The 23489-nt window shown below is 58.8% G+C and carries 17 protein-coding genes; 6 read left to right on the top strand and 11 right to left on the bottom strand.

All coding sequences use genetic code 11. The features are described 5' to 3' along the window. Nucleotides 1-4: 4 nt before the first annotated feature. The 3 genes from BN1125_RS06880 to BN1125_RS06890 all read right to left on the bottom strand — a co-directional run bounded on the left by BN1125_RS06880 (nucleotide 5) and on the right by BN1125_RS06890 (nucleotide 5731). Nucleotides 5-1276, bottom strand: coding sequence for a YeaH/YhbH family protein (locus BN1125_RS06880; RefSeq protein ID WP_042011406.1), 1272 nt, complete (start codon nucleotides 1274-1276; stop codon nucleotides 5-7). A 23-nt stretch (nucleotides 1277-1299) separates the two neighbouring features. Further along, a complete protein-coding gene (locus tag BN1125_RS06885; RefSeq protein ID WP_042011407.1) occupies nucleotides 1300-3222 on the bottom strand; it encodes a PrkA family serine protein kinase in 1923 nt (640 codons plus the stop codon). A gap of 595 nt (nucleotides 3223-3817) precedes the next feature. Next, complete coding sequence (locus BN1125_RS06890) at nucleotides 3818-5731, bottom strand: RecQ family ATP-dependent DNA helicase (protein WP_042011408.1); 1914 nt, start codon at nucleotides 5729-5731, stop codon at nucleotides 3818-3820. 355 nt (nucleotides 5732-6086) lie between these two features. On the opposite strand from BN1125_RS06890, the gene sstT reads away from it, so the two are divergent. Then, nucleotides 6087-7337 (top strand): serine/threonine transporter SstT, encoded by a 1251-nt coding sequence (gene sstT / locus BN1125_RS06895; RefSeq protein WP_042011409.1) that lies wholly within the window; start codon nucleotides 6087-6089, stop codon nucleotides 7335-7337. A 560-nt stretch (nucleotides 7338-7897) separates the two neighbouring features. Here sstT and BN1125_RS06900 read toward each other — a convergent pair. From BN1125_RS06900 to pabB, 3 genes are all read right to left on the bottom strand, one after another. Beyond that, nucleotides 7898-9196 carry a serine/threonine transporter gene (locus tag BN1125_RS06900; RefSeq protein WP_042011410.1) on the bottom strand — a complete coding sequence of 433 codons (1299 nt, stop codon included), beginning with the start codon at nucleotides 9194-9196 and terminating at the stop codon, nucleotides 7898-7900. 216 nt (nucleotides 9197-9412) lie between these two features. After that, the gene (locus tag BN1125_RS06905; RefSeq protein WP_042011411.1) at nucleotides 9413-9979 is read right to left on the bottom strand and encodes a CoA pyrophosphatase; all 567 of its coding nucleotides are present in this window, start codon (nucleotides 9977-9979) and stop codon (nucleotides 9413-9415) included. Between the two features lie 42 nt (nucleotides 9980-10021). After that, a complete protein-coding gene (gene pabB / locus BN1125_RS06910) occupies nucleotides 10022-11305 on the bottom strand; it encodes an aminodeoxychorismate synthase component I (RefSeq protein WP_042011486.1) in 1284 nt (427 codons plus the stop codon). Between the two features lie 294 nt (nucleotides 11306-11599). On the opposite strand from pabB, the gene BN1125_RS06915 reads away from it, so the two are divergent. Next, nucleotides 11600-13126 (top strand): fumarate hydratase, encoded by a 1527-nt coding sequence (locus BN1125_RS06915; RefSeq protein WP_042011412.1) that lies wholly within the window; start codon nucleotides 11600-11602, stop codon nucleotides 13124-13126. Between the two features lie 210 nt (nucleotides 13127-13336). On the opposite strand, the gene BN1125_RS06920 is transcribed toward BN1125_RS06915, so the two are convergent. Next, nucleotides 13337-13915 carry a PhnA domain-containing protein gene (locus BN1125_RS06920; protein ID WP_042011413.1) on the bottom strand — a complete coding sequence of 193 codons (579 nt, stop codon included), beginning with the start codon at nucleotides 13913-13915 and terminating at the stop codon, nucleotides 13337-13339. A gap of 218 nt (nucleotides 13916-14133) precedes the next feature. Here BN1125_RS06920 and BN1125_RS06925 point away from each other — a divergent pair, with 218 nt between their 5' ends. After that, entirely contained in the window at nucleotides 14134-15318 is a 1185-nt protein-coding gene (locus BN1125_RS06925; RefSeq protein ID WP_042011414.1) for a methyltransferase, read from the top strand. A 143-nt stretch (nucleotides 15319-15461) separates the two neighbouring features. Here BN1125_RS06925 and smrB read toward each other — a convergent pair whose 3' ends face one another. Continuing rightward, nucleotides 15462-15986, bottom strand: a complete 525-nt coding sequence (gene smrB, locus BN1125_RS06930) for an endonuclease SmrB (protein ID WP_005333198.1) — start codon at nucleotides 15984-15986, stop codon at nucleotides 15462-15464. Between the two features lie 65 nt (nucleotides 15987-16051). Here smrB and prmB point away from each other — a divergent pair, with 65 nt between their 5' ends. The 3 genes from prmB (at nucleotide 16052) to BN1125_RS06945 (ending at nucleotide 19818) form a co-directional block, all read left to right on the top strand. Further along, nucleotides 16052-16987, top strand: coding sequence for a 50S ribosomal protein L3 N(5)-glutamine methyltransferase (gene prmB, locus BN1125_RS06935; RefSeq protein ID WP_042011487.1), 936 nt, complete (start codon nucleotides 16052-16054; stop codon nucleotides 16985-16987). Between the two features lie 12 nt (nucleotides 16988-16999). After that, complete coding sequence (aroC, locus tag BN1125_RS06940; protein ID WP_021230156.1) at nucleotides 17000-18088, top strand: chorismate synthase; 1089 nt, start codon at nucleotides 17000-17002, stop codon at nucleotides 18086-18088. 323 nt (nucleotides 18089-18411) lie between these two features. Next, the gene (locus BN1125_RS06945) at nucleotides 18412-19818 is read left to right on the top strand and encodes a DEAD/DEAH box helicase (protein ID WP_042011415.1); all 1407 of its coding nucleotides are present in this window, start codon (nucleotides 18412-18414) and stop codon (nucleotides 19816-19818) included. Between the two features lie 121 nt (nucleotides 19819-19939). Here the strand turns inward: BN1125_RS06945 and BN1125_RS06950 are convergent, their stop codons facing one another. From BN1125_RS06950 to cra, 3 genes are all read right to left on the bottom strand, one after another. Continuing rightward, a complete protein-coding gene (locus tag BN1125_RS06950; protein ID WP_042011416.1) occupies nucleotides 19940-20326 on the bottom strand; it encodes an MAPEG family protein in 387 nt (128 codons plus the stop codon). A gap of 217 nt (nucleotides 20327-20543) precedes the next feature. Next, the gene (locus BN1125_RS06955; protein ID WP_042011417.1) at nucleotides 20544-21737 is read right to left on the bottom strand and encodes an aromatic amino acid transport family protein; all 1194 of its coding nucleotides are present in this window, start codon (nucleotides 21735-21737) and stop codon (nucleotides 20544-20546) included. Nucleotides 21738-22294: 557 nt separating this feature from the next. Beyond that, complete coding sequence (gene cra / locus BN1125_RS06960) at nucleotides 22295-23293, bottom strand: catabolite repressor/activator (protein WP_042011418.1); 999 nt, start codon at nucleotides 23291-23293, stop codon at nucleotides 22295-22297. Between the last annotated feature and the right edge of the window lie 196 nt (nucleotides 23294-23489).

Here is a 23489-nt window from a genome sequence, read left to right on the forward strand (position 1 = left end):
CTCCTCACGCCGCTTGTTTCTTGAACAGCTCGCGGAACACCGGATAGATATCCTCGACCTTGCGAATGTGCTCCATCGCAAAGTGGGGGAACTGGCTGGCTACCGACTCATATTCGTGCCACAGGGTCTGGTGGGCACGGGTAGTGATCTCGATGTAGGAGTAATAGCGCACCCTTGGCATGATGTCCCGTGCCAGGATCTCCTTGCACTGCGGTGAGTCATCAGCCCAGTTGTCACCGTCAGATGCCTGCGCCGCATAGATGTTCCACTGATTGGCGGGGTAACGCTCGTTGATGATGTCGTTCATCATTTTGAGCGCACTGGAGACGATGGTGCCGCCTGTCTCCTGGGAGTAGAAGAACTCGTGTTCATCCACCTCCTTGGCCTGGGTGTGGTGGCGGATATAGACCACCTCGACGTTCTTGTAGGTCCGGCTCAGGAACAGATAGAGCAGGATATAGAAACGCTTGGCCATCTCCTTGGTGGCCTGATCCATGGAGCCCGAGACATCCATCAGGCAGAACATCACCGCCTGGCTGGAGGGGACGGGCCGCTTGACGAAGTTGTTGAACTTGAGATCGAAGGTATCGATAAACGGCACCGCATCGATCCGCCGTTTCAGCTCCCAGATCTCCTTCTCGAGCAGGGCGATTTCGGCAAAGTGCTCGTTGGGATCGGCGGCCAGCAGGGCCAGCCGATCTTCCAGCTCATGCAGCTGGCGTTTCTTGCCCGCCTGCAGTGCCATGCGCCGTGCCAGCGAATTTTGCAGGGAACGCACCACGTTGATGTTGGCGGGCACCCCGTTTGAGGTGTAGCCCGCCCGGTAGGTTTTCACCTCCATCAGCTGGTTGAGCTGGGTTTTCTGCAGCCTGGGCAGCTCCAGATCTTCAAACAGCAGGTCGAGGTACTCGTCCTTGGAGATCTGGAACACGAAATCATCGGCCCCTTCACCCTGATTGGATGCCTGTCCCTCACCGGAACCCTGTCCACCGCCCCCTCCTTTGGGGCGGTCAATCTTGTCGCCAGAGATGAACTGATCATTGCCGGGATGCACCATCTCCCGTTTACCGCCGTGCCCCTGATGGAAATGGGGCTCGCCGATGTCCTTGGTCGGGATGCTGATGCTCTCGCCCTTGTCTACGTCCTGAATGCTGCGTTTGGAGACAGCATCCGAGACCGCTTGTTTTATCTGCTTCTTGTAGCGGCGGATGAAGCGCTGCCGATTGACAGCGCTTTTGTTTTTGCCGTTGAGCCTGCGGTCGATAAAATGCGCCATAACTCCCCCTTGAACCGTCAGGGTCAGGATGACTTGCGTACCCTGAGATACCATTCGGAGAGCAGTCGCACCTGTTTGCGGGTGTAGCCTTTCTCCATCATCCGTTCGACAAAGTTATCGTGCTTCTTCTGCTCCTCGGCCGAGGTTTTGCTGTTGAAGGAGATAACCGGCAGCAGCTCTTCCGTGTTGGAGAACATCTTTTTCTCGATCACGGTGCGCAGCTTCTCGTAACTGGTCCAGTTGGGGTTACGGCCTGCATTGTTGGCCCGGGCACGCAGCACGAAGTTGACGATTTCGTTGCGGAAATCTTTCGGGTTGCTGATCCCGGCGGGTTTTTCAATTTTCTCCAGCTCGCTGTTGAGGGAGGCTCTGTCAAACAGCTGACCGGTTTCGGGATCACGGTACTCCTGATCCTGGATCCAGAAGTCGGCATAGGTGACGTAGCGATCGAAAATGTTCTGCCCATACTCGGAGTAAGACTCGAGATAGGCGGTCTGGATCTCCTTGCCGATGAACTCCACATAGCGGGGGGTCAGATAGCCCTTGATGAATTCAAGGTAGCGATCGTGCAGCTCTTGCGGGAACTGTTCGCGCTCGATCTGCTGCTCCAGCACATAGAAGAGATGTACCGGGTTGGCCGCTACTTCCGCGTGGTCGAAGTTGAAGACGCGGGAGAGGATCTTGAACGCAAAGCGGGTAGAGAGACCATTCATCCCCTCGTCCACCCCGGCGTAGTCACGGTACTCCTGATAGCTCTTCGCCTTGGGATCGGTGTCTTTGAGGCTCTCGCCATCATAGACCCGCATCTTGGAGTAGAGGCTGGAGTTTTCCGGCTCCTTGAGGCGTGACAGTACGGAGAATTGGCCTAGCAGCTCCAGAGTACCCGGGGCGCACTTGGCATCGGTCAGCTCGCTGTTGACCAGCAGCTTCTCATAGATCTTCACCTCTTCCGAGACGCGCAGGCAGTAAGGCACCTTGACGATGTAGACCCGGTCGAGGAAGGCTTCGTTGTTCTTGTTGTTGCGGAACTGCTGCCACTCGGATTCGTTGGAGTGGGCCAGCAGGATGCCGTCGAAGGGGAGGGCGGAGAGTCCCTCGGTGCCGTTGTAGTTCCCCTCCTGGGTCGCCGTCAACAGCGGGTGCAGCACCTTGATGGGGGCCTTGAACATCTCGACGAACTCCATGATCCCCTGGTTCGCTTTGCACAGCGCCCCCGAGTAGGAGTAAGCATCGGCGTCATCCTGGGCAAAATGCTCCAGCATGCGGATATCGACCTTGCCGACCAGTGAGGAGATATCCTGGTTGTTGTCATCACCGGGTTCGGTTTTGGCGATGGCGATCTGGTCGAGGATAGAGGGGTTGACCTTTTCCACTTTGAATTTGGTAATGTCGCCACCAAACTCGTGCAGCCGTTTGGCGACCCAGGGGGACATGATGGGGCGCAGGTAGCGGCGCGGGATGCCGTACTCTTTTTCCAGCAGCTCGCCATCTTCCTCAATGTCGAACAGGCAGAATGGGTGATCGTTGACCGGTGAGCCCTTGATGCGATAGATGGGCACTTTTTGCATCAGCGACTTGAGTTTCTCTGCCAGCGAGGATTTACCGCCGCCAACGGGACCCAGCAGATAGAGGATCTGTTTCTTCTCCTCCAGTCCCTGGGCGGAGTGTTTGAGGTAGGAGACGATCTGTTCGATGGCCTCTTCCATCCCGTAGAAATCCTTGAAGGCGGGATAGCGTGCCACGACACGGTTGGAGAAGAGTCGGCTCAGTCTGGGGTTGGCTGAGGTGTCGACCATCTCTGGCTCACCGATGGCGGTCAGCAGACGTTCGGCGGCAGAGGCGTAGCAGGCTTTGTCCTGCTTACACATATCGAGGAACTCCTGAATGGTATATTCCTCTTCTCTCGCTTTTTCATATCGCTGTTGGTAATGCTCGAAGATGCCCATAACTTTGCCCTCGTTATAGTCGCTTACCCTGAAAAGAGTGGATGACTGTTTTTGTGTTGTCCGCTGTTAAAGCCTAGTCAACAGCCCCCAGTAATCCATCACGGTAGATTGGTTAAATTATGAAGAAACCTGCCCGATCCTTTTGCGGGGAGGGTCAGCCAACAACGCCGCTATGTTACTGACTGTTAAATTATTTTTGCCACGATAGTGGGGTGAATGTCAAAGATATAAAAGATAAATGTTTATGGGGAACAGGGGACTTGTTGCGAAAAGATTAAGGCGTTTAGCGAAAGGCAATGGGGACGCGGGTTGGCGGGCTATGGATGAAAATATCGTTGCGTGAACGTCAACGTAAATCGCCTTGTTTGGGGTTTTAGCTCTAATTTTTACATTGACGCTACATTTTGAGTGCCCTAGATTGGCGATGTGTGAGCGGCAAGACGCTTTAGCAAGAGAGTTGACTGTTGCCTCACCAAGCTCTGTTTAAGCACGTTTCCGTTGGCTTGACCCTCGCAACCGCGAGGGTCTTCTTTTTGCAGCATCGGCAAAAGTGGTATTGATGTCGGCAGGGGTTGCGGCTGGGTGAACTCACGGCTCAAGGATAGGCTTGCTGCACTGCCGCCAGGACGCGGGCAAACGGGTGCGCAGCCAGCTGGCCTGCGCCCGCCAGCGATTTGGCCTTGACCCGGCTGGTCAGCGGCGTGGCGATACCGCACAGAAAACGTGCCAACACCCTTGCATCCGTCGCACCGGTCTTGGCAATGAGCGGATCGCACCAGGCGCGGATCCCTCCCTCGTTTGGCATGGTCAGTGGGGGCAGGGGGGGGAGATGTGCCACCTCACCGCGGCAGACCGAACAGTGGCCACAATGAACCGGCGCCGCCTCATCGGCGAAATAGCGGGCGAGGCGGTGGCTCAGGCACTCATCCGAAGTGAAAAAGTCGAGCATGGCTTGCAGTCTGGCCAACTCGCTCTGCTCTTTTTGCAGGAACAGGGCGTGAAGGGCGTTGGCCTCCTGCTCGCTATCCCACCCTTGACGGGTTATGCGGTAGACCTCGGTCATCTGCTTGCTTTCAAGCTCGATCCAGCCTTGCTGTTGCAGGTAGTCGAGCGCCGCAACGGCCCGCTGCCGCTCTCCCTGATAGCCCTGCCAGAGGGCGTCAAAGTCCATGGTGCACCAGCTGCGCGCTTGTGGGGCGCAGGCGAACAACTGCTCCAAAAACTGGCGGCGATCCGGATTGAAACGGCTCAATATTTCGCCTTTATTCAGCACAAACTTGAAACGATAGTCGGCGTAGTAGCTGTAGGCGGGGGTGATGATGCCCGCTATCTCCAGATAGACCAGCAGAGTCTTGAGGGGCAGCTGGCGGATATTTATTTCGTTTGAGAGGCGCAGCAAGGTGAATTCCCACTGCGGGCCGCCGTCTGTAATGATGTCAAGCAACTGGCGGATGGCCGCCAGATCCGGGGTATCGCCATAGACGAAATTTTCCAGTACCGGCAGCTGGCTCTGATTGGCCAGCACGGTGCAGTGCGAGAGTTGCCCATCCCGTCCGGCGCGGCCAATCTCCTGACTGTAGTTCTCGATGGATTTGGGCAGATCGTAGTGAATGACCCGCCGGATATCCGCTTTGTCGATCCCCATGCCAAAGGCGATGGTGGCGACGATGCAAGCCACCTTGCCAGCCATGAAGTCGTGCTGGATCTGGCTGCGCAGCGCCGGGTCGAGTCCGGCATGATAGGCGCGGGCGTTGATCCCTTGCCCAATGAGCTGCTCGGCGCAGGCTTCGGCGGTGTGCTGCAAGGTGACGTAGACGATGGTGGGGGTCGCCGGCTCTTTGGCCAACGCCTGTACGAGCCAGCTATCGCGCTGCTCGGGAGGGAGTGGCACCACGGCGAGATCGAGATTGGGGCGATAGAAGCCGGTCACGATCACGTTGTCGGGCTCGATGGCGAATTTGGCCTGCATATCCTGAATCACCGCCGGTGTGGCGGTGGCGGTCAGCAGCAACACCAGCGGGATCTTCAGATCATGGCGATAGCTCGGCAGCTTGAGGTAGTCGGGGCGAAAGTTGTGACCCCACTCCGAGATACAGTGCGCCTCATCGACGACCAGCAGTGAGAGCGGCACCTGCTGGATAAAGCGGCGAAAACGTTCGTTCTTGAGCCGCTCCACCGAGATCATCAGGATCTTGAGCTGTCCATCCAGGGCCTGCTGCATCACCCTGCGGCTCTCTTCCGGACTCTGGCTCGAGTCGAGGGTGGCGGCACTGACCTCCTTGCTTTTAAGGAAGGCCAGCTGATCGTGCATCAGCGCCAGCAGCGGCGAGATCACCAGGGTCAGGTGAGGCAGGGCGAGGGCCGGCAGCTGATAGCAGAGGGACTTGCCGGAGCCGGTGGGAAAGATGGCGGCGGCACTCTGGCCTGCCAACACTCGGCTGATCACCGCCTCTTGACCTGGCCTGAGTTCGGAGAAACCAAAATAGCGATTGAGCAGGGATGGGATCATGGTAAGGCTCCGCGGCAAATGGGGGATGATAGCACAGCGACAGGGGCCACGGATGGCACAGGAAGGGTCGTGAGGGGGATGGCAGAGCATGCCGATTAAACGTACAAAAATGGGTGGTTACGCTGTGGTTAAGGTTTTGTTGCGGTTTTTTATGATGAAAACGGGATATTTTTTGGTGAGTCTCTGGAAAAAAATGATGGCGAATGGGATATTCTGTCATGCAATCCGGTGACGGGGGGATTGGCCCGATAGAAGGCTGGCCACGGGCACCACATTCGGGCGACAGGGGTCTCCCGATGGGGGATTGCAGACAGGACTCATGATTCATGCACTACGGTGCTTAGGGACTTTTTTGATGACACAACAACACCCCCTCCTTCGGCTGGTCTATCGCACCAGTCTGGTCAGCCAGATCCTGGTTGGTCTGGTATTCGGTATCTTGCTGGCACTGTTTGCGCCCGAGTGGGCGAAAACGGCAGGTCTGCTCGGCAGCCTGTTTGTTGGCGCGCTGAAAGCGGTGGCGCCGCTGCTGGTATTCGTACTGGTCATGGCGGCCATCATTGGCCACAAGCAGGGACAGAAAACCAATATCCGCCCCTTGCTGGTACTCTATTTGTTTGGCACTTTCGCTGCGGCCGTCGTTGCGGTGATTGCCAGCTTCCTGTTCCCTTCCAACCTCCATCTGGTTGCCAACACCGCCGAGATCACTCCGCCGGGCGGCATCACAGAAGTGATGCAAACCCTGTTGTTCAACATCGTGACCAACCCGGTCAAGGCGTTGATGGATGCCAACTATATCGGGATCCTGGCGTGGGCCATTGGTCTGGGTATCGCCATGCGTCATGCCAACGAGAGTACCAAGGCGCTGATCACCGATCTCTCCCACGGTGTCTCCACCATCGTCAAGGCGGTGATCCGTTGCGCCCCGCTCGGTATCCTGGGTCTGGTCGCCTCCACCCTTGCCGAGACCGGCTTCGACGCCCTGTTTGGCTACGCCCAACTGCTGGTGGTGCTGATCGGCTGCATGCTGTTTATCGCCTTCGTGGTCAACCCGCTGATCGTGTTCTGGAAGATCAAGCGCAACCCCTATCCGCTGGTGCTGACCTGCCTCAAAGAGAGCGGCGTGACCGCCTTCTTTACCCGTAGCTCCGCCGCCAACATCCCGGTCAACATGGCGCTGTGTGAAAAACTGCGTCTGCCGGAAGATACCTATGCGGTCTCCATTCCGCTGGGTGCCACCATCAACATGGCCGGCGCCGCTATCACCATTACCGTACTGGCCATGGCGGCAGTGCATACCCTGGGGGTGGAAGTGGATCTGACCACGGCTCTGCTGCTCTCCGTGGTTGCCACCGTCAGTGCTTGCGGCGCCTCCGGTGTCGCCGGTGGCTCCTTGCTGCTGATCCCGCTGGCGTGCAGCCTGTTTGGTATCAGCAACGACATCGCCATGCAGGTAGTAGCCGTCGGCTTTATCATCGGCGTGCTGCAGGATTCTGCCGAGACAGCGCTTAACAGCTCCACCGACGTGTTGTTCACCGCCGCGGCTTGCATGGCCGAAGATGAAACCTTGCTGGATGTGGCGCCGATACCGAGCCGCGAAGCCTGATCCTGCAACAGCCTGTTTCGTAACACACTTGCGCCCTCTTCGGAGGGCGCTTTTTATTGCCGGCTCTGCTCTTTTTTTCCCTTCATTGGCCGATGTTCCCAGACGTTCTGCCATATTTGCCCAGCGTATCTCTTGCTGCGTTATCTCCAACCCTTTGTGTATTACTCCCTTCTTGTGTTGTGCGCTATGCATCTGTTTTGCCAGTTCACCCCGAGCTGAAGAGTGTGATTGCCATGGGATAACCCAGAGTGGGAAAAGATGGCTGCATCACCAATGAACGGAAATGTATGGTTGCGGCAGATTAACTCGCCCCATTAGATACGCCATCATGGTTTGGTGAGCGGGAGTAAACCTGTTGGCGATATTGAGTGGCGGGCATTGGCGTAGTTCATGGTGATAACCGACATGTTCAGTCATGGCGATGATGAGCATGCAGACAGCCAATAGAATGGGAGGTGCAATAAGAAGAGAGCAGGGCAATCGCGCAGGCACAGATCGCAGAGATAAAAAAGCCAGCCGCATATTCGGCTGGCTTGTTGCTATCAGTGGTTGGTGTGGGATTAACCGACCAGCTGATAGAGGATGGCAGAGATGGCGATCATCCCCATGGTTGCAACGAAGACGTTGCTGATATGACCCTGATATTTCGCCATGGCCGGTACGCGCTTGATGGCGTACATCGGCATGATGAACAGGATGGTGGCGATGATCGGGCCACCCAAGGATTCAATCATGCCCAGGATGGAGGGGTTGGCAATGGCTGTGCCCCACAGGGTCAGGATAAAGAAGGCGATGATGAACATCTCGACTTTCTTGGCGTTTGGCTCTTTGCCGGACTTGCGCATGTTCTGCACGATCATCCCTTTCAGACCTTCACGGGCACCCAGATAGTGACCGAAGAAGGAGGAGACGATGGCGACAAACGCAACCAGCGGACCGAAGTAGGAGATGATGGGGCTGGCATGCTGGTTAGCCAGATAGGAGAGCACGGCGATGTTTTGTGCCTTGGCTTCTGCCAGCTGGGCCGGTGTCAGGCTCATGACGCAGGAGAAGACGAAGAACATCACGAAGCCCAGCAGCACCATGGCAGTACGCTTGAGGATGGCATCGGCTTTCTCGACAGCCTGATCACCGTTGTCGCGGCGCTGTGCCAGGGAGAAGCTGGAGATGGCCGGGCTGTGGTTGAAGGAGAAGACCAGGACCGGGATGGTCAGCCACAGGGTAGTGGCGAAATCCTTGGCAGAGGGCACTTGCTCCAGCGCGGCGCCGGTCCAGTCAGGGATCAGGTACAAAGAGATACCGGCCAGAATGACGATGAGCGGGTAAACCAGGAACTCGGTCACTTTCAGCATCAGCTTTTCACCAGCCAGCATCACCGACATCATGCCCATGATCAGCACGATGGAGAGGATCCAGCGCGGAGGTGGAGTCATCTGCAACTGGTTGACCATGAAGCTCTCGACCGTGTTGGTGATACCCACGCCGTAGATCAGCACGATGGGGTAGATGGCGAAGAAGTAGAGCAGGGTGATGAGTTTACCGGCCCCCACGCCGAAGTGCTCTTCCACCACTTCGGTGATGTCTGCATTTGGCTTTTTGGAGGAGAGTACGAAGCGGGCCAGACCACGGTGGGCCAGATAGGTCATGGGGCCAACCAGCAGCGCCATCACCACCAGCGGCCAGAAACCGCCCATGCCAGCATTGATCGGCAGGAACAGGATCCCTGCGCCAACAGCGGTGCCGAACAGGCTGATGACCCAGGTAGAGTCGCGTTTTTCCCAACGAGTGGTTTGAGTAGAGCGGATCCCTTGCTCTGTTGTCGCCGCAACCCCCTGCGAGCCAGTAACTGTATTTGACATCTATCTCACCTCGAATGTGTGGTTCTTATTAAGTCGGCGCAAGGATACGGTTTTTCTAATCAAAAATGTTGATCAAATTCATCCTTACGGCCCGAAAAGCCACACTTTTTTGTGGAAATGTGATCAAAACAAGAAAGCTTCAATTTTTGTTTATTCATTGACGTGTTATTTGAATGTTAATGATTAAATCTCGCTCGGCCAAATATGGGTAAATTGTTATTTTGCAAGATGCTGGGCTAGCTGATTTATCATGCTGGCGGTTGCCCCCCAGATAAAGTGCTGTTGCCAAGGGATCCAGTAGATGGTGTGCGATTTCCCCCCTCTGGCAAGGGTCAGGGGGATGTGGTTGCGCCGATCCAGCAGATGGGTCAGCGGCACTTCGAAGGCGTGATCCACCTCATCCTGACTCAGAACAAGGGGATAGTGGCTATCGAGCAGCCCCAACACCGGCAGCACCTCGAAGCGTGACACCGTATTGAGTGGGTTGAGGGTGCCGATCACCTCGACAAGCTGGGGCGGAATGCCGAGCTCTTCCTCGGTTTCTCGCAGCGCCGTGGCAATCAGGTTCTCGTCACCGGGATCCTGGCGTCCGCCGGGAAAGCTTATCTGCCCTCCATGATGACGCAACCGGGCACTGCGCCGGGTGAGCAGCACAGTGAGTCCCTTCTCGCGTACCACCACAGGGATCAATACCGCCGCCGGACTGAGCCCGCCGATGGCGAGGCGATGGGCCGGGGCGGGTTGCTGCAACTGGAAGCGGGTCAGCAGTTCGTGGCGATCCATGGTGGGGAGCTCTCTTGTGCGTTGGCCTGATAGTGGGGAGGGTTACAGCGCCGACAGGGGCGGCAGGATGCGGGCGACCTTGTCATAGGTCTCCTGATATTCGCTGTCTGCATCGGAGTCGGCGATGATACCGCCACCGGCCCAACAGTGCAGACGACCCGCTTCGGCGATCAGGGTACGAATGCAGATGCTGGTATCCATCCGGCCATGCTGGCTGAGATAGCCGATGCTGCCGCAGTAGGCATTGCGGCGCTGGGGTTCCAGCTCCTCGATGATCTCCATAGCGCGGATCTTGGGGGCACCGGTGATGGAACCACCCGGGAAACAGGCGCGCAGCAAGTCGACCCCCTGCCAGCGCTCGTCGAGCTCACCGTGGATGGTGGAGACCAGATGATGCACCGCCGGAAACGACTCCACCGCAAAGAGATGAGGCACGCTGACCGAGCCCGGCCGGCTGACTCGACCGATGTCGTTGCGCAGCAGATCCACGATCATCAGATTCTCTGATCTGTCCTTGTCTGCCTCTGCCAGCGCCTGCGCAATCTGCCGATCGATAGCCGGATCCGGGTGGCGAGGGCGAGTCCCCTTGATGGGTTTGGTTTCGATATGGCGGCCATCAAGCAGCAGGAACCGCTCGGGGGAGAGGCTGAGCAGCGCGCTTTGCGGCAACCGGATAAAGGCGGAGAAGGGGGCCTTGTTGGTGCTTGCCAAGAGGCAATAGGCCTGCCACTCATCTCCCTGATAGGGAGCCGAGAAACGCTGGGTCAGGTTGATCTGGTAGCAATCTCCGGCGGCGAGGTAGGCCTGAATGCGGGCAAATTTCTCGCCATACACGGCGCGGCTCATATTGCTCTGCCACGATCCCTGCAAGGCAAAAGCGGGGGATGGTTTGGCCTGTTGCTGTTCAAGCCAGGCCAGCCGTCTGGCAAGGCCTGCTTCATCCCCCCAGTGCACCAGCTGCCAGGCGCCGCTCGCCACATCGCGCAGCAGCGCCCAGTCGTAGATGCCTACCGCCATGTCGGGCACCGCAATATCGGCGGCGGCCTGCACGGGGAGCCGCTCGAAGCGGCGGCCGAGATCATAGCCAAACAGACCGAGGGCACCGCCAATAAAGGGGAGGCGAGTGGCGCACAAGTCCAGCGCCCCCAGCAGTTGCTGCTGGGTGTGCGCCAGCAGTGCGAGGGGATCGTCATGGTGCTGACTGAGCTGGCCATGGCGGGTGAGGGTGGTCACCGGGCCCCGGGTCTCGAGGGTCGCCAGCGGATCGGCACTGATGATATCAAAGCCGTTGTCAGCGCCGAGCGGCCCTGCCGATTCCAGCAACATGGCCCAGGGCTGATGTTGCAGGCGGGCAAATTGCTGATGGAGTTCAGCATGATGGTCAAAATGATGGATATGAAGTGTTGGCGTCATTTTATGTTACACAGGCAACAGTTTAGTTCCCGAACCCTAGTCGGTGCTGGTGGGCAAGCGTATCATAGGTGTCGGTGACTTAAGAAAAAACTGCCGTGTCGTTCGTCTTTTGCTGGCTGATAGTTTTTAGCCAGCACGTCAGCACGGCCCATCATATGGAAGCCCTTGCTCTGCTTTGTGGCAGAGGCAAGGACCAGTGAGGATGATATGAGCAGTATAAAAAAACAGGATTTCATCGATTCTATCGCAGATGCCCTCCAGTACATCTCCTATTACCACCCCTTGGATTTTGTTCAAGCTGCCAAAGCGGCGTATGACCGCGAGGCCAACCCGGCCGCCAAAGACGCGCTGGCCCAGATCCTGATCAACTCCCGCATGTCCGCCGAAGGTCATCGTCCGCTCTGCCAGGACACCGGCATTGTGACCTGTTTCGTCAAGATCGGCATGCAAGTCCAGTGGGACAGCGACATGACAGTGCAGGAGATGGTGGACGAAGGGACCCGTCGTGCCTACACCAATCCTGACAACCCGCTGCGCGCCTCCGTGCTGGCCGATCCGGCCGGCAGTCGCAAAAACACCAAGGACAACGCCCCTGCCGTGGTTCATATCGACATGATCCCCGGCAACAAGGTGGAAGTGAGCATCGCGGCCAAAGGCGGCGGTTCCGAGAACAAATCCAAGATGGTGATGCTCAACCCCTCTGACGATATCGTCGAGTGGGTGCTGAAAACCGTGCCGACCATGGGCGCAGGCTGGTGCCCGCCCGGCATGCTGGGCATCGGCATCGGCGGTACTGCCGAGAAAGCGGCGGTGCTGGCCAAAGAGGCCCTGATGGAGCACATCGACATTCAGGAGTTGATCGCCCGTGGTCCCCAGACCACCGAAGAGAAGCTGCGGGTCGAGCTCTACGACAAGGTCAACAAGCTGGGGATCGGTGCCCAGGGTCTGGGTGGCCTGACTACCGTGCTGGATGTGAAGGTGAAATCTGCGCCGACTCACGCCGCCTCCAAGCCGGTGGTGATGATCCCCAACTGCGCCGCCACCCGTCACGTTCACTTCGAACTGGATGGTTCAGGCCCCGCCGAACTGACTCCGCCGAAGCTGAGCGACTGGCCGGAGATCACCCGTGAAGCGGGTGGCAACGTGCGCCGAGTCAACGTCGATGGCATCACCAAGGCCGAGCTCGCCAGCTGGAAGAGCGGTGATACCGTGCTGCTGTCCGGCAAGATCCTCACCGGTCGTGACGCAGCCCATAAGCGCATCGCCGACATGCTGAAAAATGGCGAAGGGCTGCCGGAAGGGGTCGATTTCACCAACCGCTTTATCTATTACGTTGGTCCGGTCGATGCGGTGCGTGACGAAGTAGTTGGCCCGGCAGGCCCCACCACCTCCACCCGGATGGACAAGTTCACCGACATGATGCTGGGTGAAACCGGCCTTATCGGCATGATCGGCAAGTCCGAGCGTGGCCCGAAAACCGTCGAGAGCATCAAGCAGCACAAGGCCGTCTATCTGATGGCCGTCGGCGGCGCCGCCTATCTGGTGGCCAAGGCCATCAAGAAGGCCCGCGTGGTGGCATTTGCCGATCTCGGCATGGAAGCGATCTACGAATTTGAAGTGGAAGATATGCCGGTGACCGTGGCGGTCGACTCCGAAGGCAACAATATCCACGAAACCGGCCCGGCCTACTGGTCTGCAAAAATTGCAGAGCTGGACGGCAAACTCTCCTCCTGAGTGACCATTTTCGCTGCCGGTTAACGGCATCGGCCATGTAAACAAGGCGCATCCATCCTGATGCGCCTTTTTGCTTTTGCTGGCCTGTTATGGGCTCAGGTTGGCCGTATGCGGCAAGCGGGTATAAAAAAGGATGGCGTGACGCCATCCTTTTTCGTTGCGCTTGTGCTTGTGCTCTGGCAGCAGACAGCAGAGCAATCGCCCTTGGCTTTAGGCCTTTTTCAGGTAGGCCGCAACCAGCACGATCTGCACGCCGTTGACCTTGCCTTCGATATGGAGCGGGTTGTTGGTCAGACGGATGCCCTTGACCAGGGTGCCGCGCTTGGCGGTGAAACCGGCGCCTTTCACGTCCAGATCCTTGATCAGGGTGACGGAGTCGCCCTCTTGCAGCACGGCGCCGTTGGAGTCAACGGTCGGTACGCTGTCGTCATCTTCGTCAGCAATACCAGCTTCAGCCCAGGTCTTGGCTTCGTCTTCCATGTACATCATGTCCAGCAGATCCTGCGCCCACACCTCACCCTTGCCGGAAAGGGCTTTCAGCTGGCGCCATGCCATCACTTGCACCGCAGGCACCTGGCTCCACATGCTGTCACTCAGGCAACGCCAGTGGTTGACCATCAGGGTATCCGGTTGTTCCAGCTGACCACGGCAGGTGTCACAGATAGCAACGCTGTGATCATCGTCGCTGGCGGGAGAGTGAGGCACCACGAAGGCGGTCAGCGCCTGCTCGGCGCTGCACAGTTCACACTTGGCGCCCGCACGCGCTTGCAGAATGGCGTTGATGGTCATGTTGTTGGTCCCATAGCTAGTGTAAAGCGACCCGCGTTGGGCGGGGCGCGTGAGAGAGGGGGCGTAATATAGCATAAAACCCCGCACTTTGTCAGATCTGCCCTGGGTCACAGGGTTGGCGGTGCTGTTGCGCGGCGCTGATTGCCAGGTATTGAAGGTGCAATTTGAAGCGGGATCGCTAGAATGAGCCTCTTTTTGACTGCAAGGCAGGGGCATTCGTGCTGGCTCAACGTTTTCAACAACTGGATCGACTGCTCACCCGCTATCGGCGCTGGTGGCAATATCAGCCATATCATCATCTGACCATGGCCTTTGCCGATGAGGCGCCCGATCTGGCGGCGCAGCTCAATGGGCTGACGCTGACCCAGTTGGCGGAGCTCGATGCGGATATGGATGCCCTCAGCACGCTGCTTGCCCCCTGGATTGCCGAGGGTGCCGAGTTGCAGCAGCTGAGCCAACTAGCCCCATTTACCCCGGAGCCCATCACCTGCAGCAAGGAGATGGCGCTGCATATGCCGGGGCGCAAGCAGGCCCAGATCGAGTCGTTCACCGCCTGTTTGCCGGCCCATCAGGGCCCTTATCTGGAGTGGTGTGCCGGCAAGGGGCATCTTGGGCGGCTGGTGTCACTTCATCGACAGGCTCCGATCCTCAGTCTGGAGTTGCAAGAGCAGCTCTGTGACGAAGGTCGGCTGCTGGCCGAGCGGGATGGCGCCAATATGACCTTTACCTGCGCCGATGCCTTTGCCCCCGAGTCGGCGGCGCTGATCGCCCCCGAGCACCACGCCATGGCGCTCCATGCCTGCGGCGAGCTGCACACCCATCTGCTGGAGCGGGTGGCCGAGCGCGGTGCCCGCGGCGTGACCCTCTCTCCCTGTTGTTATCACCTGATCCGCACCAGCCACTATCGCCCGCTGTCGGCCGCGGCCAACGCCAGCGAGTTGGTGTTGAGCAAGGCGGATCTCAAGCTGCCGCTACAGGAGACGGTGACTGGCGGTGCGCGGATCGCCCGCCTGCGCGAGCAGGAAGTGGTGTGGCGGCTCGGGTTTGACTGCCTGCAGCGTCAGGTGCGCGGGGTGGATGAGTATCTGCCGGTGCCCAATATGCAAAAGAGCCTGCTGACCGGCACGTTTGAGGCATTCTGCGGTTGGGCTGCCGAGCGCAAAGGGATTGTGCTGCCCGCCGGACTCGACTACTCCGCCTGGTTGGCAGAAGGGGAGCGCCGCTTTGGTGATGTCGCCCGCATGGAGCTGGTGCGCCACCTCTTTCGCCGTCCCCTCGAGGTCTGGCTGGCGCTGGATCGCGCGCTCTTTTTGCAAGAGCAGGGCTATCGGGTCGAGGTGGGGGAGTTTTGTGCCAAACCCATGACCCCGCGCAATATCCTGATCCGTGCCGTGCGTGCCTGACGTTCGGTGCTTTTACGCCTTCTCTGCAAGCACTGGTAATGGCTGGCAGGTCAAGGAAGAGGTGAACTAGCCCCCGGTGCGAGAGGTGAAAGCACCGCTTGGCGCCATGCATGGGATGTAGAATGAGCCATCCCCCACGTGATCTACTCTTCAATATCCAGCAACACCAGGATGGCGCTGTCGCCGCCCCATTCACGGGGCGCCTGATGGAAGGCGCGCACATTGGGGTGCTGGGCCAGCCAGCTGGGGATGCGCTGTTTGAGGATGTGTTTGCCGATGCCGTGCATCACCGAGGCGACGTGAATGTTCTCTTTTTGGCAGAGGGTGAGCAGGGCGGCCAGCTCCTGTTTTGCTTGCTGCTGGTTCATGCCGTGCAGATCCAGATAGATCTCCGGCGGATAAATGCCCCGCTTGAGCTTTTTCAGCTCAAATTTTGATACATCTTCCCGCACGTACCGGGTCGGCCCATCATCGTCGAGATGGGGTTGATACTCATCGCTGAAATAGTGGTCAACCCCAAGCTTTTCGCGGGTTTCACGCAATTCGCGTTTCTGCTTGACCGGGCGTAACTCGGCCCTTATGGTATCTTGCTTGATTTTCCGGGTACCTTTTATCGCATCGCGGAACAGCAGGGTTTCCTCGTCTGTCGGTGAGGGCGTTTTTTTCATCAGGTACTCGTCTTGCTCGCTTTGTAAAATTCTCGGGCCGGATATTACTCGACTTGGAGGTGGATTTGGACAAGATATTTATCGATGAGGTGGTTGCCGAGATGCACACCATCCAGGACATGTTGCGCTGGGCCATGAGTCGTTTCAACGACGCCGGGATTTTTTACGGTCATGGAACCGACAACGCCTGGGATGAAGCCGTGCAACTGGTACTGCCCGCGTTGCATCTGCCGCCGGACGTTGATCCCGCCATGCGCCACTCCCGTCTCACCAGCAGCGAACGTCACCGTATCGCCGAGCTGATTATCCGTCGGGTACAGGAGCGTATCCCAGCCGCCTACCTGACCAACAAGGCCTGGTATGCCGGTTGGGAGTTCTACGTGGACGAGCGGGTGCTCATCCCCCGTTCCCCCATTGCCGAGATGGTGGCCAATCGCTTCGCGCCCTTCCTCAAACATGAACCGACCCGGATCATGGACTTGTGCACCGGCTCCGGCTGCATCGCCATCATCATGGCTCACGAGTTCCCGCAAGCGGAAGTGGATGCCATCGACATCAGCATCGATGCGCTGAACGTGGCCGAGCGCAACATCAACGATCACGGGTTGGAGCAGCAGGTCATTCCGATCCGCTCCGATCTGTTCCGCGATCTGCCGGCCGGCGACAAATACGATCTCATCGTCTCCAATCCGCCCTATGTGGACTCCGAAGATATGTCGGATCTGCCGGACGAGTTCCGTCACGAGCCCGAGCTGGCGCTGGCGTCCGGCTCTGACGGTCTCAAGCTCACCAAGCGTCTGCTGGCCCATGCGGCCGACTTCCTTAAGGATAACGGCGTGCTGGTGGTCGAAGTGGGCAACAGCATGATCCATCTGGAAGCCCAGTTCCCCGAGATCCCCTTCACCTGGGTTGAATTCGAAAACGGCGGCCACGGCGTCTTTGTGATGACCCGTGACGAGCTGGTGCAGTATCAGGATCATTTCGCCATCTACAAGAACTAAGCAGGAGCGCGCATGGCAGGGAACAGTTTTGGTCAACTCTTTCGGGTCACCACCTTTGGCGAGAGCCACGGCCTGGCGCTGGGCGCAGTGGTCGATGGTTGCCCGCCGGGGCTCGAGATAAGCGAGGCGGATCTGCAGGGGGATCTGGATCGGCGCAAGCCCGGCACCTCCCGCTACACCACGCCGCGCCGCGAGCCGGACGAGGTGAAGATCCTCTCCGGGGTGTTTGAGGGCAAGACCACCGGCACCTCCATCGGGCTGCTCATCGAGAATACCGATCAGCGCTCCAAGGATTACTCAGACATCAAGGATCTGTTCCGGCCGGGTCATGCTGACTACACCTACCACCAGAAGTATGGTCAGCGCGACTATCGCGGCGGCGGTCGCTCCTCTGCCCGTGAGACCGCGATGCGGGTGGCGGCGGGGGCCATCGCCAAGAAGTACCTCAAACAGGTGCACGGCATCGAGATCACCGGTTTTCTCTCCCAGCTTGGCCCCATCAAGGCCGAGGCGTTTGACGCGGCGCAGATCGAGCAGAACCCCTTCTTCTTCCCCGATGCGGGCAAGCTGGAGGAACTCGATCAATACATGCGCGACCTGAAGAAAGAGGGCAACAGTATCGGTGCCAAGGTGCAGGTCATTGCGCGCAATGTGCCGGTGGGCCTTGGTGAGCCGGTGTTTGACCGCCTCGATGCCGACATCGCTCACGCCATGATGGGCATCAATGCGGTGAAAGGGGTGGAGATCGGTGACGGCTTTGCGGTGGTGGAGCAAAAAGGCTCCGAGCATCGCGACGAGATGACCCCGGCAGGCTTTGCCAGCAACCATGCGGGCGGCATTCTGGGTGGGATCTCGTCAGGTCAGGATATTGTGGTGAGCATGGCGCTCAAGCCCACCTCCAGCATCACGGTGCCGGGCAAGACCATCAATACCGAAGGCGAGGCTATCGAGATGATCACCAAAGGGCGTCACGACCCTTGCGTTGGTATCCGCGCCGTGCCCATCGCCGAAGCCATGCTGGCACTGGTGTTGATGGATCACCTGCTGCGTCACCGCGCCCAGAATCAGGGGGTGCTGACCCATACCCCGCAGCTGCGTTAAAGGGTGTGATGGGCTCGTGGCTGAGGCCATGATCAATAAGGCGACCCCAGGGTCGCCTTATTATTACCGCGCGTCCTTGTTTGCCAAAAAAGGCCCAAGGCGGGCATCAGTCAGTTGTTTATCCACCGTGCTGGGAGGAATGTCACATTTTTCTCGTTTATCCCGGGCAACTCCGTTAGACTGCGCCTCTATTCTTTCCCCTTTGCTCTGCTCCCCGGGGAAATCGTTGTTTTCTCAATAGGCCCAGATCTTGTGAGATGGCATCGGCTCAGCAGAGGAGCCCCACCACAAATCCCCGGCGCCCCTATCTCTAGCAGGTAATTATGAGTTTTACTTCCCTCGGTCTGGCCGAACCCTTGTTGCGTGCCGTTGCCGAGCAAGGCTACGACACCCCGTCTCCCATTCAGCAGCAAGCGATCCCCGCCGTTCTGGCTGGCCGCGATCTGATGGCGGCGGCCCAAACAGGGACCGGCAAGACCGCAGGCTTTACCCTGCCGATGCTGCAACGTCTGATGGAGAGCAAGCGTAAGGTGTCTCCGAACCGTATTCGTGCGCTGGTGCTGACCCCGACTCGCGAGTTGGCCGCCCAGGTGGGCGAGAGCGTGCGTAACTACGGCAAACACCTGCCGATGCGCAGCCACGTCGTGTTCGGCGGCGTCAGCATCAATCCGCAGATGATGGCGACTCGCCGTGGTCTGGACGTGCTGGTGGCCTGTCCTGGCCGCCTGATGGATCTCTACAACCAGAATGCCGTCAAGTTTGACGAAGTGGAGATCCTGGTACTGGACGAAGCGGATCGCATGCTCGACATGGGCTTTATCCGCGACATCCGCAAGATCCTGGCCCTGATGCCGAAGAAGCGCCAGAACCTGCTCTTCTCCGCCACCTTCGCCGATGAAATTCGCGAGCTGGCCACTGGCCTGCTGGACAACCCGGCTGTCATTGAAGTCGCCCCGCGCAACAGCACCGCCGAGCGTATCGAGCAGCTGGTGCACCCGTGCGACAAGGCCAACAAGATTGCCCTGCTGAGCCACCTGATCTCCAGCAACAACTGGCAGCAGGTGCTGGTCTTTACCCGTACCAAGCACATCGCCAATCGCGTTGCCGAGAAGCTTGAAAAAGACGGCATCAGTGCTGCCGCCATTCACGGCAACAAGAGCCAGGGTGCCCGTACCCGCGCACTGGCCGGTTTCAAGGATGGCAGTGTGCGCGTCATGGTGGCGACCGACATCGCCGCCCGCGGCCTCGACATCGACAAGTTGCCGCAAGTGGTGAACTTCGAACTGCCCAACGTGGCGGAAGATTACGTTCACCGCATCGGTCGTACCGGCCGTGCTGGCGCCGCCGGTCATGCTATCTCCCTGGTAGCGGCCGACGAGGGCAAGCTTATCAAGGCGATCGAGCGCCTGACCAAGCAGAATATTCCCTGCGAGCAGGTGGCGGGCTTTGAAGCCTCCCGCGAGACGCTCGATAACATAAGCCGTGGTATCGGCGCGCCGCTGCGCAAAGAGCCCCGTGATCCGAGCGAGCAGCGCCGTGCGCCCCGTCCGCAAGGTCAAGGGCAGCGTCAGGGCGCCGGTCGTTCCGGCAATGGCGCCGGTGGTAACGGTGGTGGCAATCGCGGTGGCAACGGCGGCAAGCCCAAGCCCCAGGGGGGTCAGCGTCCGGCCGAGGGCGCTGCCAAACCGGCTCAGGCCCGTCGCCCCCGTCGTTCCAGTCACAACCAGTAAGCGGCTCGGGAGCTTGTCTCCCCAGCTGTACGGTTGACTGAAAAAGCCCTGCCAATCTGGCAGGGCTTTTCTATTTCCGGTAGATAGGGTCTTGGTGGGATAGCGGTTTGCCGGCAAAACGTCAGGGGAGCAGTGCCGTGATCAGGAGATGGGCCGCGCTCATCAGGATCACCGTGAAGGTCAGCCCCATTCCCGCCACCCGGTAGCGGAAGTTCTCCGGCGTGCGGCTCATGCCAAAGGCGTGACAGACGCGACCAAGCAACAGCCCACTCCCCAGCAGATGGACGAGCCAGGGGGACTGGCTGGTGGCTTCGACAAAGTAGATGAGCAGCAGGGCGAGGGGGACATACTCGGCAAAATTGGCATGCACCCGCATGGCGCGCAGCATGGCGGGATCATCCCCGTGTCCCAGCGCCACCTTGCGGCTATGGCGGGTACGAATGGTTCGAATGCTCAGCAACACAAACAGCAAGGCGAGCAGGGCCGCGTAAACAGGCAGTATGATCATGGTATCTGGCTCCCGGTGTGATGATGTCGAGTCGCCAGTGACTTGATTGATATTGCATGGCGTCTCAATGGGTTGCCTCTGAGGGTAGCAGTCATCTGTACCAGATTGACCCGTCATATCGCGATGTTGCGAACGTTATACCGACCTAATAGCAAAAGCCCCACCCATATCCATTGGCGGGGCTTTTGCTATTAGGGGCATTGAATTGCGGTCAGCATTAGAGCGCGGGCAGCATTCCGAGGCTGACGCTGACCTGTACGCCGACAATCAGCACACCCATGGCGGCGGCCAGTCCCAGTGCTACTACGCCACCCGGGGCGCGGTAGTGGTGGGCTGGCGTCTGTTTGCGGCTCTGCCATACCAGTGCCACCGGCAACAGTACCGCGAGGATCGCCAGCGCAATGGCGGCGTAGCCAAGCGCCATGATAAAGCCCTGCGGGAAGTAGAGGGCAAACAGCAGGGGGGGCACAAAGGTGATAAGACCTGTCTGGGTGCGGCCCTGCCAGTTGTTCTTGCGGCGCGTCACCTTGGCCATAAAGTCGAACAGTCCCAGCGTCACCCCGAGGAAGGAGGTGGCGAGCGCCAGATCGGCAAACAGGTGCATCGCCTGATTAAACGCAGGCCAGCTCACCAGCTTGCCGATGTTGGCCAGCAGGCTGTCCAGCGCGCCACCGGTTTGCAGCAGGGCTTGCTGGCCGAGCAGACCGAGGATCGCTACCTGCCACAGCACGTACAGGATCAGCGGCAGGGCAGAGCCCCAGACAAAGACCCGGCGCAGCTGCTTGGGGCAGTCACCAAGGTAGAGCATTATGCTCGGAATGGAGCCATGAAAGCCGAACGAGGTGAAGATCACCGGCAGGCCCGCCAGCAACAAGCCCTGACCCAGCGGCATGGAGAGCAGGTGCTGCCCTTCGGCGCGCGGCAGCAGCAGTGCCAACACCGCCACCATGATCACCAGTTTGACGGTGAACATCAGCCGGTTGAGGTAATCCACCGAGCGGGTGCCGACGCAGACCATGCCGCCAAACAGCAAGGTAAAGGCCCAAGCGGCTTGCTCCTGGGTCAGGGTCATGCCCGCATCGACCAGCGCCTGTACCAGCAGGCTGCTGCCGCCGCTGATGTAGGCCGAAGCCAGCGAGTAGAACAGCATCAGGATACAGAAGGAGGCGATGCGCTTGCCCCAAGGGCCGAGCAGATGATCCGCCAGCTGGTGCAGGTACCACTTGCCGGTGTTGAGGCTGGCCTCTACTTGCAACATGGCGGTGAAGGCCATCAGGGCCCAGAGGCCGACCATCAGCAGCAGGGTGGCGGGGCCGCCAAGGGAGGAGGAGGCCAGCGGCAGGGCCAGCATGCCGGCCCCTATGGTGGTGCCGGCAATCAACAGCGTACAACCCAGGGTTTTGGTATTCATGTTATCCATCCGAACGTAGCGGTGTCAGTGCAAACAGGCGATGTCAGCAGTGACGTCAACAAGAGGGGGCAAATTGGCGTTATCAGCAGGCGCCTCCGGGGATAGGGCCGGAGGCTAGCAATATCGGAACGGGAACATCTGTACCTAAAACCTGTCACTTGTAAAAGATGGTTGCCACGTTAGCGGATCAAAATAGCGGAAACAACCCCTTTTAGACGGATCTTGTGCTGGTATGTGGCATTAAGTGGAAATAAATGATGACAGTGGTGACTAATTGCAGAAAAATGCGCCGAAATAACGACTGACAAGGGGCCAATGCATAAAGATAAGTCAAGTGGCAGCAGCACGGATAGGGGAACGAGGAAGGCGTTGTATTGACGTTGAGGGGCAAAAGGGGTGTGGAGGCCGGTTGCTTAGTCGGTCAGACGGGAAGAGAAAGCCAAGCGGGCGGGTAGGGTTATGGGGATAAACAATAAGGCTGCCAATCCTGGCAGACTTATTGTCATCTGTTCTCTTTACCCATCGATTGCCAGCAAACAGGGTCTGTTGCGGTCAGGTTAGCGGCGGCGTTTGAGGGTGCGGCTCACATAGTGCAGGCCGTTCTGGTATTCGCCGTTCACCGCCTTGAGCGCCAGCTCCAGCGCCTGGCTCGCCAGTGCATCATGCTGCTGGGGCAGGGAGTTGATGCCAAAGGGGAGAAAGTCGAGCAGCCGATCGTCCCCGAAGGTGGCCATGGCGAGCTGGCTCATATTGGTCTCTTGTTCCAACTCTAACTCCAGCAAGTAATCGAGCACCCCCTCCATCAGGATATAGGAAGTAGTGATCAGCGCTTCGGGCAACTGGCCCAGCTGCTGGTGCAGATCCTTGATCAGGCGATACCCCTCAAGGCGGGAGAAGTGATCCCCCTCGCACAGATGGCGAGTCGCGCTATGACTGGCGACCGCCTGCTCGAAACCCGCTTTGCGCTCCTGACTGATCGTGAGTGCTGGCAGCGCGGTGATCAAGGCGATATGGCGCAAGGTCGGGGTGAGCAGGGAGCTGGTGAGATCAAAGCTCGCTTTCTCGTTTTCACTGGCGACGGTGACGAACTTGTCGGCGGCCATCGCCCGGTCGATGGCGAGGATCTGGCTGCCTTGTGCCTGCAATTTGCCGTAGAAGGGGTCGTCTGGCGGCAGGCAGCTGGCCACCAGCAGGGCATCCACATGGCGGCTTACCAGCATCTGGGCCAGCTCTTTTTCGGTGGCGGGTTCATCTTCCGAGCAGACGATGAGCAGCTGATAGCCCTGCGCCCGCGCCCCCTGTTCCAGCCGCTTGGCCAACTTGGCGTAACTGGCGTTCTCAAGGTCGGGCAGGATAAAGCCGAGGGTCTTGGTCTGGCCACCACGCAGGGAGGCGGCGCGGCTGTCAGGCTGGTAGTTATGGGCGGTGACAACGGCCATCACCTTGTCGCGGGTGGCCTGGCTGATGCGGTATTGGTCGGCCTTGCCATTGATCACATAGCTTGCCGTGGTGCGCGAGACACCGGCGAGGGCGGCGATTTCATCCAGTTTCATCATATTGGCTCTGTTTGAGTTGCAAGGCCCACGGTCACAGCCGGGTGAGGGCACCGAAAAGTGTGCGCGGGATCATATCATTGAAAAGCACTCTTTGTGGGTACTTGATCAATTGGCTGAAACGATTCAGTCTGAGTGTAAGTGAAACGATTCAGCCTGTCAGCAACGAAGAGACCCAGTGGCCTGAAAATCGGGCCCC

The organism is Aeromonas fluvialis, from assembly GCF_000819885.1.
Lineage (GTDB): Bacteria > Pseudomonadota > Gammaproteobacteria > Enterobacterales > Aeromonadaceae > Aeromonas > Aeromonas fluvialis.

Coding starts and splice junctions, on each gene's coding strand:
- BN1125_RS06880 (WP_042011406.1), bottom strand. CDS start 1,276: ATGGCGCATTTTATCGACCGCAGGCTCAACGGCAAAAACAAAAGCGCT.
- BN1125_RS06885 (WP_042011407.1), bottom strand. CDS start 3,222: ATGGGCATCTTCGAGCATTACCAACAGCGATATGAAAAAGCGAGAGAA.
- BN1125_RS06890 (WP_042011408.1), bottom strand. CDS start 5,731: ATGATCCCATCCCTGCTCAATCGCTATTTTGGTTTCTCCGAACTCAGG.
- sstT (WP_042011409.1), top strand. CDS start 6,087: ATGACACAACAACACCCCCTCCTTCGGCTGGTCTATCGCACCAGTCTG.
- BN1125_RS06900 (WP_042011410.1), bottom strand. CDS start 9,196: ATGTCAAATACAGTTACTGGCTCGCAGGGGGTTGCGGCGACAACAGAG.
- BN1125_RS06905 (WP_042011411.1), bottom strand. CDS start 9,979: ATGGATCGCCACGAACTGCTGACCCGCTTCCAGTTGCAGCAACCCGCC.
- pabB (WP_042011486.1), bottom strand. CDS start 11,305: ATGTTGCTGGAATCGGCAGGGCCGCTCGGCGCTGACAACGGCTTTGAT.
- BN1125_RS06915 (WP_042011412.1), top strand. CDS start 11,600: ATGAGCAGTATAAAAAAACAGGATTTCATCGATTCTATCGCAGATGCC.
- BN1125_RS06920 (WP_042011413.1), bottom strand. CDS start 13,915: ATGACCATCAACGCCATTCTGCAAGCGCGTGCGGGCGCCAAGTGTGAA.
- smrB (WP_005333198.1), bottom strand. CDS start 15,986: ATGAAAAAAACGCCCTCACCGACAGACGAGGAAACCCTGCTGTTCCGC.
- aroC (WP_021230156.1), top strand. CDS start 17,000: ATGGCAGGGAACAGTTTTGGTCAACTCTTTCGGGTCACCACCTTTGGC.
- BN1125_RS06945 (WP_042011415.1), top strand. CDS start 18,412: ATGAGTTTTACTTCCCTCGGTCTGGCCGAACCCTTGTTGCGTGCCGTT.
- BN1125_RS06950 (WP_042011416.1), bottom strand. CDS start 20,326: ATGATCATACTGCCTGTTTACGCGGCCCTGCTCGCCTTGCTGTTTGTG.
- BN1125_RS06955 (WP_042011417.1), bottom strand. CDS start 21,737: ATGAATACCAAAACCCTGGGTTGTACGCTGTTGATTGCCGGCACCACC.
- cra (WP_042011418.1), bottom strand. CDS start 23,293: ATGATGAAACTGGATGAAATCGCCGCCCTCGCCGGTGTCTCGCGCACC.